The organism is Streptomyces sp. NBC_00009 (assembly GCF_045040855.1).
Classification (GTDB): Bacteria; Actinomycetota; Actinomycetes; order Streptomycetales; family Streptomycetaceae; genus Streptomyces; species Streptomyces aureus.
Genome location: NZ_CP108312.1, coordinates 2,337,810 through 2,350,102 on the forward strand (window position 1 = coordinate 2,337,810; position 12,293 = coordinate 2,350,102).

Annotated in this window: 11 protein-coding genes; 2 read left to right on the forward strand and 9 right to left on the reverse strand. The window is 69.2% G+C overall.

Annotated features, from left to right (window positions below; genetic code table 11):
• The first annotated feature begins 24 nt into the window (after nt 1-24).
• Complete coding sequence (locus tag OHA58_RS10310) at nt 25-642, forward strand: TetR family transcriptional regulator (protein ID WP_405478436.1); 618 nt, start codon at nt 25-27, stop codon at nt 640-642.
• Between the two features lie 91 nt (nt 643-733).
• Nucleotides 734-1,591, forward strand: coding sequence for an alpha/beta fold hydrolase (locus OHA58_RS10315; protein ID WP_405478437.1), 858 nt, complete (start codon nt 734-736; stop codon nt 1,589-1,591).
• Here the strand turns inward: OHA58_RS10315 and OHA58_RS10320 are convergent.
• From OHA58_RS10320 to OHA58_RS10360, 9 genes are all read right to left on the reverse strand, one after another.
• Entirely contained in the window at nt 1,554-2,528 is a 975-nt protein-coding gene (locus OHA58_RS10320) for a helix-turn-helix transcriptional regulator (protein ID WP_405478438.1), read from the reverse strand. The genes OHA58_RS10315 and OHA58_RS10320 overlap by 38 nt on opposite strands.
• Nucleotides 2,529-2,692: 164 nt before the next feature.
• Nucleotides 2,693-3,547 carry a thioesterase family protein gene (locus OHA58_RS10325; protein WP_405478439.1) on the reverse strand — a complete coding sequence of 285 codons (855 nt, stop codon included), beginning with the start codon at nt 3,545-3,547 and terminating at the stop codon, nt 2,693-2,695.
• A gap of 68 nt (nt 3,548-3,615) precedes the next feature.
• Nucleotides 3,616-4,287, reverse strand: a complete 672-nt coding sequence (locus OHA58_RS10330) for a trimeric intracellular cation channel family protein (protein ID WP_116509627.1) — start codon at nt 4,285-4,287, stop codon at nt 3,616-3,618.
• Nucleotides 4,288-4,338: 51 nt separating this feature from the next.
• Nucleotides 4,339-5,733 (reverse strand): M1 family metallopeptidase, encoded by a 1,395-nt coding sequence (locus tag OHA58_RS10335; protein ID WP_405478440.1) that lies wholly within the window; start codon nt 5,731-5,733, stop codon nt 4,339-4,341.
• 96 nt (nt 5,734-5,829) lie between these two features.
• Nucleotides 5,830-7,185 (reverse strand): ABC transporter ATP-binding protein, encoded by a 1,356-nt coding sequence (locus OHA58_RS10340; RefSeq protein WP_405478441.1) that lies wholly within the window; start codon nt 7,183-7,185, stop codon nt 5,830-5,832.
• Nucleotides 7,186-7,193: 8 nt separating this feature from the next.
• Nucleotides 7,194-8,294 (reverse strand): ABC transporter ATP-binding protein, encoded by a 1,101-nt coding sequence (locus OHA58_RS10345; protein ID WP_405478442.1) that lies wholly within the window; start codon nt 8,292-8,294, stop codon nt 7,194-7,196.
• Nucleotides 8,291-9,298: an ABC transporter permease gene (locus tag OHA58_RS10350; protein ID WP_405478443.1), complete on the reverse strand. Its 1,008-nt coding sequence runs from the start codon at nt 9,296-9,298 to the stop codon at nt 8,291-8,293. The genes OHA58_RS10345 and OHA58_RS10350 overlap by 4 nt, the downstream gene beginning before the upstream one ends.
• Before the next feature lie 75 nt (nt 9,299-9,373).
• On the reverse strand, nt 9,374-11,146 hold the full coding sequence (locus tag OHA58_RS10355; RefSeq protein ID WP_405478444.1) for an ABC transporter substrate-binding protein: 1,773 nt from the start codon (nt 11,144-11,146) through the stop codon (nt 9,374-9,376).
• A 36-nt stretch (nt 11,147-11,182) separates the two neighbouring features.
• A complete protein-coding gene (locus OHA58_RS10360; protein WP_405478445.1) occupies nt 11,183-12,181 on the reverse strand; it encodes an ABC transporter permease in 999 nt (332 codons plus the stop codon).
• Nucleotides 12,182-12,293: the final 112 nt, after the last annotated feature.

Genomic DNA, 12,293 nt, shown 5'->3' on the forward strand with positions numbered 1-12,293 from the left:
GAGAACAAGTGTTAACTGCATGGCATGAGTCACACCCTCGGCATCCGGCAGGCCCAGAAGCAGAAGACCCGACAGGCGCTGCTCGACGCGGCGTTGGAGCTGCTCGAGGACCAGAGCCTGTCGAGCCTGGGGCTGCGCGAGGTCACCCGGGCCGTCGGGGTCGCGCCGACCGCGTTCTACCGGCACTTCGACTCGACGGCCGAGCTCGGCGTCGCGCTCGTCGAGGAGGCGCTCGGCAGCCTGCACGAGACGATCACCACGATGCTGACCACGACGGGCAGCAACGAGGAACGCCTCGGCCGGACCGTCGAGTTGATCGCCCGTCTGGTCCGCACGCACCCCTCCCACGTGCGCTTCATCGCGCGTGAGCGGCACGGCGGTGTCCAGCGGGTGCGGGATGCCATCGGCGGGCAGCTCGCGCGGTTCGCCGAGGAGGTGGCCGAGGGACTGGCCGCGGACCCCGTGTCCGCCGGCTGGAGCCGCGACGACCTGCGGATGCTCGCCTGGCACTACGTCGAGCACATGGTGATGACCGCGTCCGCCTTCCTGGAGACCCCGCCGGAGCGCATGGACGCGGCGATCGACGTCGCCACACGGCAGTTGCGCCTCGTCAACCTCGGCAGGGCGCACTGGCTGGACTGAAGCCGGCCCACAGGTGGCCTGCCACCCGTGACCTGCCACCGGTGCCCGCGCCCCCACGCCCGCGGCCGGGACACGCCCTAGCCTGAAGGGCATGACCGCCGACTGGAACCTCGACCGCTCCTACGCCAGTTCGTCCGGTGACGTCGCCTGGGCCGCGCTCGGCCCTGCGGACGCGCCGCCGGTCGTCCTCGTCCACGGCACGCCCTTCTCCTCGTACGTCTGGCGCGGCCCGGCCCGCGCGCTCGCCGCCCGGCACCGCGTGTACGTGTGGGACCTGCCCGGGTACGGCGCCTCGGCCCAGCACGACGGGCAGGACGTCTCCCTGGCCGCGCACGCCCGTGTCCTGACCGAGCTGCTCGGCCACTGGGGCCTGGACCGGCCCGGCGCCGAACCCGCCGTCGTCGCCCATGACTTCGGCGGCTGTGTCGCCCTGCGCGCCCGCCTGCTGCACGGCGCGCGCTACGAGCGGCTCGCACTCGTCGACCCGGTGGCGCTCGCCCCGTGGGGCTCCCCCACATACCGCCATCTCGGCGCGCACGCCGAGGTGTTCGCCCAGCTCCCGCCGGCCCTGCACGAAGCACTCGTGCGCGAGTACATCAGGTCGGCGAGCCACCGGGGCCTGCACCCGGCGACACTCGACCGACTGGTCGCACCCTGGTGCACGCCCGAGGGACAGCCCGCGTTCTACCGTCAGATCGAGCAGAACGACCAGCGTTTCACCGACGAGATCCAGGGCCGGTACGGGGAGTTGGACCTGCCCGTGCTGATCTGCTGGGGCACCGATGACACCTGGATCCCGGTCGCGCGGGGGCACGAGCTGGCGAAGCTGATCCCGGGCGCGGAGCTGCGGCTGATCGAGGGCGCGGGGCATCTCGTACAGGAGGACGCGCCGGCCGAACTGACCGGTGCTGTCACGGAGTTCCTGTGGGCGGACCGTACACGCCGGTGATCGCGGCGGCGCAGCGGGCGAGTTCGTCACGGATCTCGGGCGGGCCGACGACCTCGACATTGTCGGCGAACGACAGGAGTGAGCGCGCCTCGCGCACCTCCCCGTAGCCGAGACGCACGGTGATCCACTCGCTGCGGCCGTCGTCGTCGGGCGGCGCCGTCAGCGCGTTGCCGCACAGCCGCAGGAACAGGTCGAGGTGGGTGCGCCGCACGCGCGCGGTGGCCTCGACAGCGCTCGGCCTGTCCTCGACCTGACGCTTCAACACGGCCCAGGCATCGGCCAGTTGGACCCCGTGGCGCCGCCGTACGGGCGCGTCCGTGAGGGTCGCCTCGCGCACCCGGTCCGCCCGGAACAGCTGGGGCTCGGCGCGCCGGTCGGCGACGAGGTACCAGACCCCGGCCTTGGAGACGAGTCCGTACGGGTCGACGGTGTAGGTGCGGGGCGTGTCGGTGCCGCTGTGCCGGTAGCGCAGGCGCAGACGCCGCTCGGCGAGCACCGCCTCCTGGAGCACGCCCAGGTCCACGGCGGGCATGGGCCCGCCCCTCCAGCGTGACGCCTCCACGAGGATGCGGCGGCTGGTCAGCTCGGCGGCGGGACGGTGCGGTTCGGGCAGCGCGGCCATCACCTTGCGCAGGGCCGAGCGGAACGCGGCGTCGAGACCGAGCGCGCTGTGGGCACCCTGGGCGGCCAGGATGAACAGGGCGCGCGACTCGTCGGCGGTGAGTCCGGTGACGTCCGTGCGGTAGCCGGGCAGCAGGGCGATGCCTCCGTGCCGGCCGCGCTCGGCGTACACCGGGACGCCGCCGGCGGAGAGCGCCTCGATATCGCGGTAGATGGTGCGCACGGACACTTCGAGCCGCTCGGCGAGCTCGGGGGCGGCGACCCGCCCACGGGTCTGGAGCAGCAGCAGGATCGAGAGCAGCCGGTCGGATTTCACACGTCAGAGGATCTCGCGGCGCACGGCGTCCGAAGGCGCGGGGCCTCACCTCACCTCACAGCCCGACCCGGCGCGCGGCGCCCGAGGGCGCCGGGCTCACCTCACAGCCCGACCCGGCGCACGTCACACCCCGACCCGGCGCACGCCGTGCGACCGAGCCCCGGTCAGCTCAGCTTCGCCCGCGCCAGCTGCCGGGACTGGGCCACGAGGCGGTCCTCGCTGTCCCAGACCTCGGCGTCCTCCTCCAGGAAGCCGCCCGCGAGGTTGCGGGTGGTGATGGAGACGCGCAGGGGGCCGGGGGCGGGGCGGCAGCGCACGTGGACGGTCAGTTCGACGGTCGGGACCCAGCCGGTCAGGCCCATCTCGAACGCGGTCGGGGGCAGCGCGTCCACGGCGAGGAGCAGGGAGAGCGGGTCCGCGTCGCGCCCGTCCGCGAGGCCGAACCAGGCCCGCATCTCGCCCTTGCCGGAGGGCGAACCGATCGCCCAGCCGAGCGTGGCCGGGTCGAGCTTGAGGGCGAGCCGCTCGGTGATGGCGGAGCTGCCCTTGATCGGCGTGGGGCCGTCCTGCGCGCCGAAGCACTGCTCGGCCGGCGGGAGGTGAGGGGGCTTCGCGGTGGTGCGGACGTCGTCCGGGAGCGCGTCGAGGTCGCCGTAGGAGGCGAGGACGCGGATCCGCTCGACCTCGGCGCCCTCGTCGTCGTACTGGAAGAGGGAGGCCTGGCCGGTGGAGAGGGTACGGCCGGTGCGGACCACGTCGGTCCTGATCACGGCGGGACCGGGCCGGGACGCGGTCAGGTAGTGCGCGGAGATGGTGAACGGGTCGCTGTGCGGCAGGGCGTCACCGAGGGCGCGGCCGAGCACGGCGAGCAGGTAGCCGCCGTTGACGGCGCTGATGATCGTCCAGCCGGCCGAGAGGTCGATGTCGTACACACCGGGCTCGCGCCGGGTGACCGCGGTGTCGCGGTCGAACTCGCTGTCGCCGATGACCGCCTGCGCGGCGGACGATACCTGTGCCATGCAGGTACAGTACAACAAGAAACTACTAAGCGGTAGCTTTTATTGCAGGCCGAGCGCCGAGACCCCGGTCAGGGCGTCTCCTCCGGCACCTCCGCCGCCGACGACCTGCGGTGCCAGGCCCGCGGCGCCCGCCAGTGGTAGCGCATCGCGAGCAGCCGCAGCACGAACGCCGTGATGACCGCGGCGCCGCTGCTGAACGCGGACAGCACGTCGAAGCGGATGCACAGGACGATGATCGTCGAGCCGACGATCGCCGGCACCGCGTACAGGTCGCGGTCCCAGCGGACCAGGGACGGGACCTCGTTGGCGATGATGTCGCGCAGCACGCCGCCGCCCACGGCAGTCGTGAGGCCGAGCGCCGCGGAGGCCGTGAGCCCCAGCCCGTAGTCGTACGCCTTGACCGTGCCGGTGACGCAGAACAGGCCGAGGCCCGCCGCGTCGAAGATGTTCACCGCGACCTGGGTGCGCTCCACCTCGGGGTGCAGGAAGAACACGAGGCCGGCGGCGACCAGCGGGGTCAGGAAGTACCCGAGGTCGGTGAACGCGGCCGGCGGGACGGCACCGATGATCACGTCACGGAACAGCCCTCCGCCCAGCGCGGTGACCTCGGCGAGAACGGCGATGCCGAAGACATCGAAGTTCTTGCGGACCGCGAGGAGAGCGCCGGAGATCGCAAAGACGAAGATCCCGATGAGGTCCAGCCAATGCTGGACGGAGGGGGTGAAGAGTTCCAGAAGCACCCGACATTCTTACGCACCGCCGGGTGCCCCCCGAGCCAGGTGTGGCATGGCCTACAACGCGGGCTTGCCCTTCGTGTAGAGCCACGTCTGGAAGAGCCCGTCGAGATCCTGCCCGGAGACCTTCTCGGCGAGGCGGATGAAGTCGGCGGTCTGCGCGTTGCCGTAGCGGTGTGTGGCGGTCCAGGTGCGAAGGAGCTTGAAGAAGTCCTTGTCACCGATCCGCTCGCGAAGGACCTGGAGTGTCATCGCGCCGCGGTTGTAGACGGCGCTGTTGAACATGGTGTCGCGCTGCGGGTCGGCGATGACGCTCTGCCAGAAGGATGAGGAGGCGGGGACGGAGTTGTAGGCGGCGAGGAAGGAGTCGTGGGCGGTGGTACGCCCCTTGTGCTCGTTCCACAGCCAGGGCCCGTAGCTCGCGAAGCCCTCGTTGAGCCAGATGTCCTTCCACTGCCGCACCGAGACGGAGTCGCCGAACCACTGGTGGGCCAGCTCGTGCACGATCGTGCCCTCGGAGCGGACGGCGGAGTAGCTCGGCTTGGACTGGGTCTCCAGCGAGAAGCCCGCCTCCGGCATGTCGTCGACGACGGCGCCGGTCTCCTCGAACGGGTAGGGGCCGAACACCTTCGACCAGTAGTCGGTGACCTCGGCCGTGACGCCGTAGACGTCGACGTTGTTGCTGTTCTTCAGGACCGGGTCGATGGCTACGTAGATCGGAATGCCCGAAGGGGTCCTGCCGGTCCTGACGTCGAACTTCCCTATGGAGGCGGTCGCGAGGTAGGTCGCCATCGGCCGGGACTCGCGCCAGTGGTGCACGGTCTGCCCGCCCCGGACGTCGTACGTGTCGACGAGGCGGCCGTTGGAGACGCCGGTGAGGCCCTTGGGCGCCTTGATGCGGATGTCGTAGGTCGCCTTGTCCGAGGGGTGGTCGCTGGAGGGGAACCAGGTGGAGGCGGCGTTGGGTTCGCAGGCGACGAAGACGCCGTCGTCGGTCTTCATCCAGCCGTAGTCGGAGCCGAAGACGATGGGGCCGTTGAGCGCCTCGGGGACGCCGGCGTAGGTGACCGTGACGGAGAACGTGCGGTGGTCGCGGATCGCGTCGCGCGGGGTGACGCGTATCTCGTCGCCGGAGCGCGTGAACTGGGCGCGTCTGCCGTTCACTTCGACGGAGGTGACGGTCAGCTTCTGGAGGTCGAGGTCGAAGGAGGAGAGGTTCTGGGTGGCGCGCGCGGTGACGGTGGTGACGCCGTCGAGGCGGTCGGTCGCGGGGTCGTAGGCCACGTTCAGGTCGTAGTGGGTGGCGTCGAAGCCGCCGTTGCCGAGCTGCGGGAAGTACGGGTCGCCGATGCCGTCCGAGCCGGGGGTGGGGGCCGGGGCCGCGGCGATCAGACAGAACGAGGCGGCCGCTGTCGCGACCGCCGCCAGACGTGCCGAACGGGAGAGTGCCATCGAGTCGTCCCTTCGCGCGTGTTCCGATGTAACGGACACGCAGACTCTGCACTCTCCCGTCAGGGCGTGTACATGACCTGCTCGGTCAAATCCCCGCTAACTGCCGGACGACTCCTGTACGTCATCCGTCCCGTCCGCGTCACCCGCGTCGTCCGACGGCTGTACGTCACTGTCGTCACCGGCGTCGGCAGCCGCCTCGGGAGCCTCAGCAGACTCCTCGGCCGGCTTCTCAACCGACGCCTTGGCCGGCTCCTTGGCCGGCTCCTTGGCCGATGCCTCGGCCGGCTCGTCAGGAGCGTCGTCCGCGTCCGTCCGCGCCAGCGTCACCACCTCGATCGCCTCCTTGGCGACCGCGAGCAGCTTGGTGTCGCCCGGCGCCTGGTCCTCGGCGTTCTCCGGGTGGTGGCAGGCCACTTGGCGTCCGGGGGCGAGCTGGAGCAGCGGCGGTTCGGCCGTCCTGCAGATCTCCGTCGCCTTCCAGCACCGCGTGTGGAAGCGGCAGCCGCTCGGCGGCGAGATCGGCGACGGCACGTCTCCCTTGAGCAGGATCCGCTCGCTCTTGGCGCCGCGGCGCCTGGGGTCCGGCACCGGCACGGCCGACATCAGGGCCTTGGTGTACGGGTGCATCGGCGCCTCGTACAGCGAGGTGCGGTCGGCGAGTTCGACGACCTTGCCGAGGTACATCACCGCGATGCGGTCCGAGACATGGCGGACGACGGAGAGGTCGTGCGCGATGATCACGTACGTCAGGCCCAGCTCGGACTGCAGGTCGTCCATGAGGTTGACGACCTGCGCCTGGATCGACACGTCGAGCGCGGAGACCGGCTCGTCCGCCACGACCAGCTTCGGCTTGAGCGCGAGCGCACGGGCGATGCCGATGCGCTGGCGCTGGCCGCCGGAGAACTCGTGCGGGTAGCGGTTGAAGTGCTCGGGGCTGAGGCCCACCAGCTCCAGGAGGCGCTGGACCTCCTTCTTCACCCCGCCCTCGGGCTCCACGCCCTGGAGCCGGAACGGCGCAGAGACGATCGAGCCGATGGTGTGCCGGGGGTTCAGCGAGCCGTACGGGTCCTGGAAGATCATCTGGATGTCCCGGCGCAGCGGGCGCATGCCCCGCGCGCCGAGGCGGGTGATGTCCTGGCCCTCGAACTCGATCTTGCCGCCGGTGGGTTCGATCAGCTTCGTGATGACCCGGCCCATGGTCGACTTGCCGCAGCCGGACTCGCCGACGACGCCCAGGGTCTCGCCCTTGCGGACCTCGAAGTCGATCCCGTCGACGGCCTTCACCGCGGCGACCTGCCGCTGGAGGATCCCCTTCTTGATCGGGAAGTGCTTGACCAGGCCCTCGACCTTGAGCAGCACCTCCCGGTCCTCGGGGGACGCCGCCTGCGCGGGGACCGTGGCCGCCGCAGTGTCCGCTGTGTCCCCTGCGGATGCCTTCTTCGTCTCGCTCACGGGCTCACTCACAGCTTCGGCGCAATCTCTTCGGTCCAGATCCGCGTACGGTCCTCCGGCGCGAGGTGGCAGGCGGAGAAGTGGTCGCTGCCGACCTCGTGCAGCTCGGGCCGCTGGGTGCGGGTGATGCCGCCCTTGGGCAGGTCCGCGTACGGGCAGCGCGGGTGGAAGGCGCAGCCCGAGGGGACGTTGATGAGGGACGGCGGCTGGCCCTTGACGGGGATGAGCCGCTCGGTCTGCTCACGGTCGATGCGCGGCATCGATCCGAGCAGACCCCAGGTGTACGGGTGCTGCGGCTCGGCGAAGATCTTGTCGACGGGGCCGCGCTCCACGCAGCGACCGCCGTACATGACCAGGACCTGGTCGGCGATCTCGGCGACGACACCCAGGTCGTGGGTGATGAGGACGACCGCGGACTCGAACTCCTTCTGCAGATCCCTGATCAGGTCGAGGATCTGCGCCTGGACGGTGACGTCGAGGGCGGTGGTCGGCTCGTCCGCGATGAGCAGCTGCGGGTTGTTCGCCAGCGACATCGCGATCATCGCGCGCTGGCGCATACCGCCGGAGAACTCGTGCGGGTAGCTGTCGACGCGCTTGGCCGGCTCGGGGATGCCCACCCGGTCGAGCAGTTCGACGGCCCGCTTGCGCGCGGCCTTCTTGTTCACGTCGTTGTGGACGCGGTACGCCTCCACGATCTGGTTGCCGACCGTGTAGTACGGGTGCATCGCGGACAGCGGATCCTGGAAGATCATCGCCATCTCGCGGCCGCGGAGCCGGCGCACGTCGTCCGGGGCGGCCTCGATCAGCTCCTTGCCGTCGAGCCAGATCTCGCCGGACATCTGCACGTTCTTGCCGCGCGCGCCGAGCCGGTGCAGGCCCATGATCGCCAGCGATGTCACGGACTTGCCGGACCCGGACTCGCCCACGATGGACAGGGTCTGGCCCTTCTCCAGCTTGAAGCTGAGCCCGTCGACGGACTTGACGAGGCCGTCGTCGGTCGGGAAGTGCACCTTGAGGTCGCGCACTTCGAGGAAGGCGGTCGGGGGCTTGGCCGGGCCCGCGGCCACCGGCTCGCCCACGGCGGCACCGGTTTTGGACAGTTCGGTCACGAGAGCCTCACCCGCGGGTCGGCGGCGGCGTAGAGAAGGTCCACCACGAGGTTGCACAGGACGACGAAGAACGCGGCGAGCAACGTCACGCCGAGCACCTTCGGCAGGTCGTTGTCGGTGATTCCCTGCACCGCGTACTCGCCGATGCCGTGCAGTGAGAAGACCTGCTCAGTGATCACGGCGCCGCCGAGCAGCAGACCGAGGTCCATGCCGAAGACGGTGATGATCGGCGTGAGCGCGGCGCGCAGGCCGTGCCGGCCGACCACGGTGCGTTCGGGCAGGCCCTTGGCGCGTGCCGTGCGGATGAAGTCCTCGTTCATCGTCTCCAGCATCCCGGAGCGGGTGAGCCGCGCGTAGATGGCGGAGTAGAGGAGCGCCAGTGAACACCAGGCCGGGAAGAGGGTGTTGGCCCACTGCGCCGGGTTCTCGGTGAACGGGACGTAGGTTCTGCCGAAGATCGGCCATTGATAGGTGAAGAGCAGCAGCGCCAGCTGACCCGTGAAGAAGATGGGCAGCGAGACACCGGCGAGGGCGACTCCCATGAACGCTCGGTCGAAGAACGAGCCCGGCTTGAGGGCCGAGATCACCCCGACCGTGACGCCGGAGAGCAGCCAGATCACCGCCGCGCCCGCAGCGAGCGACAGCGTCACCGGGAGCCGCGAGGTCAGTTCGGGCCACACCGGGACGTGGTTCTTGAAGGAGTAGCCGAAGCACGGCGCGTTGCAGTGTGCCGTGGTGGGGCCGAGGTCGTAGGTGGCGCCGGTGACGATCCCCTTGATGAAGTGCCAGTACTGGACGTAGACGGGCTGATCCAGACCGAGGTTGTGCTTGACCGCCGCGATGTCCGCGGCCGTGGGGCTCTTGCCTATGTACTGCTGCGCCAGCTGGTCAGGGGTCTGACCGGCGAGACGTGGCAGCAGGAAGAAGATGCCAAAGGTGACCGCAGTGACGACCAGCAGCAGGATCACTGCCGCGATCGTCCGGCGGAAGATGTACGAGATCACGGGGACCGGCGCTGGTGCCCGCAGACCGCTGGGCCTGCGGGCACCAATGCCTTCACCTGCCTTCCGGGGCCGCTGCTACTTCGTGGTGCCGATGTTGAGGTAGTCGTACTCACCGCTGAAGGCCGACGTGGACACCAGGTTGGTGGCGTACGGCGAGCGGTAGAGCAGGACCTTGAAGTAGGTCAGCGGAACGAGGACCGCCTCATCCATGGTCTGCTTGTCGATCTCCGCGTAGAGCTTGTTGCGGGTGGCCTCGTCGGGCGCGGCGATGGCCTTGGCCAGCTTCGCGTCGACGGCCTTGTTGGTGAACTCCGACAGGTTCGTGTTGCCGGAGGCGCCGATCGCCTTGCTGTTCAGGATCTGCTGCAGGAAGCCGTAGCCGGAGGGCCAGTCGGCACCCCACTGCATCATCATGATGCCGACGTTGTTCTTCTGGTTGAACTTCGGGACGCCCGCGTAGTCGGTGAAGTACTTGCCCGACGGGTACTGCTTCAGGGAGGCGTTGATGCCGACCTTCTTCAGCGACGCGATGATCGCCGTGGCCGCGTCGACCTCTTCCTGACGGTCGCTGCGCGCGGTGATGGTGGTCGAGATCGTCTTCTTGCCGCAGGCCTTCAGGGCGTCCTTGGCCTTGGCCGCGTCACCCTTGTTGCCGGCGGTGGCGTACGTGTCCGCCTTCTCGTAGCCGGTGATGTCCGGCGGCAGGACCGTGGTGGCGATGTCACCACGGATGTCGCCGCCCTCGGCGGTCTGCACGGAGACCTTGTCGACCGCGTACTGCACGGCCTTGCGGCACTCGACGTTCGTGAACGGCTTCAGCTTGGAGTTGATCGCCGCGTAGACGAGACGGCCACCGTAGGCGTTGTCGGTGTTCGCCTTCTTCGCCGGGTCGGTGACCAGCTGGGCCTGGGTCTGGGTCTCGACGCCCTTGCCCTGGAGGTCGATCAGGGTGTCGCCGGACTGGAGGTCCTTGTCGATCGTCGACTGGTTGACCTTCAGGTTGACGACGATCTTGTTCGGGTACTGCTTGCGCAGCGGGTCGGTCTTGGCGTCCCAGTTCTTGTTGCGCACGAGGACGGCCTGCTTGCCCTCGGTGTAGCTCTGGAACTTGTACGAGCCCGAGGACACGATCTTCTTGACGTAGTCGACGCCGGTGTCCTTGGCCTGCGGGACCGGAGCCGTCTGCGGCGTGGCGACCAGGTAGTCGAACTCCTGGAAGGGCTCGTTGAGGTGGAAGACGATGGTGGTGTCGTCCGGCGTCTCGATGGACTTGAGGCCCTCGGCGCTCTTGTCCTTGTACGGGCCCTTGTACTTGTCGCCGCCCTTGAGGAACTGCTGGAAGTAGTTCGGGCCGAGCGAGAGTACGTCACGCGCGAAGTTGGAGCGCTCGACGGCGTACTTGACGTCCTTGGACGTGATGGGCGAGCCGTCCTCGTACTTGAGGCCCGCGCGCAGCTTGTACGTCCAGGTCTTGCCGCCGTCGCTCTGCTTGCCCGGCTCGGAGGCCAGGTCGGGCACGAGCGTGTTGCCCTTCTCGCCGGCGTCCGGCTTGAAGGTCATCAGCGGGCGCGCGTAGAGCCGGCTGAAGTTGTACATGTACGCGTAGTACGTGTTGCCCGGGTCGAACGAGTCGGGGACGTCCGACATCGCGTAGGTGACCGTGCCGCCCTTCTTCGTGGACGCGTTGACCATTTTCTTCGTCGCGGCGTCCGCGCCGGCCGACTTCGTTTTGCCGTCGCCGTTGCCGTCGTCGGCCTTGCTGCAGCCGGCGAGCAGCAGGCTCACGCTGCCGATGGCCGCAACAGCGGCAAGTGATGACCTTCGCATGATGGTCGGAATCCCCTCCATTGTCGGAAACTTGTGGAGCTCTCTGTGCGGCCGGATTCAGCGACTGCGCGGGTCGAGAGCGTCGCGGAGACCGTCACCGAGCAGGTTGAACGCGAGCACGGTGACGAAAATGGCGAGGCCGGGGACGATCATGTACTGCGGATCGACCTGGAAGTAGTCCTTGGCCTGGTCGAGCATGCCGCCCCAGGAGGCCTGCGGCGGCTGGATGCCGACACCGAGGAAGCTCAGCGAAGCCTCGAAGATGATGTTGGTCGGGATGAGCAGCGTCGAGTAGACGATGATCGGGCCGACCAGGTTGGGCAGCAGTTCGCGGAAGAGGATGTACGGACCGCGGGCGCCCATGCCGCGGGACGCGTCCACGAACTCGCGCTCGCGCAGGGCAAGGGTCTGCCCGCGCACGATCCGGCCCAGATAGGGCCAGTTGAAGAATCCGATGACGAAGATCAGCACGCAGATGTGCAGCGGAAGTCCGTCGAGACCGAACGCGCCGCCCTGCAGGGTCGCGGAGATCGCGATGGCGAACAGGAGCAGCGGGAAGGCCAGGAACGTGTCCATGAGGCGGCTGATGATCGCGTCGACCCGGCCGCCGTAGTAGCCGGCGACCACACCGAGGACCGCGCCGATGACGTTCGACAGCACGGTCGCGCCGAAGGCCACCACCAGGGAGACCCAGGAGCCCTCGAGGATGCGGGCCAGGATGTCCCGGCCGAACTTCGGCTCGACGCCCAGGGGATGATCGGCGCTCATGCCGCCCCACTCGCCCTTGGGCAGTGAGGTGCTGGCGTCGATGAGGTCCTGGTGGAAGGCGTTCGGGTCAAGGCCTAGGAGGGACTGGATCGGGCGCGACAGGGCGGCCACGAGAATCAGGAGGATGACGATGACGCCGCCGGCGACGGCGACCTTGTCCCTCTTGAAACGGTTCCAGGCGATGCGCCCGAGGGAGCGCCCCTCGATCTGCTGCCCCTTGGTGCCGGCGAGCACAGCCTCGGGCTGCACCTCGGCCTGGGCCCCAGTGGTCTCGATCGGTGCGGTCACGGTGTGGTTGACCCCTCTCGGCCGACGGTGGCCGGCCCACGCCCGCCGCTGTAGCGGCTTGATCCTGTTTCACACGCTGGACAGTCCGGGGGCATGGCCTCGTAGTTGACCG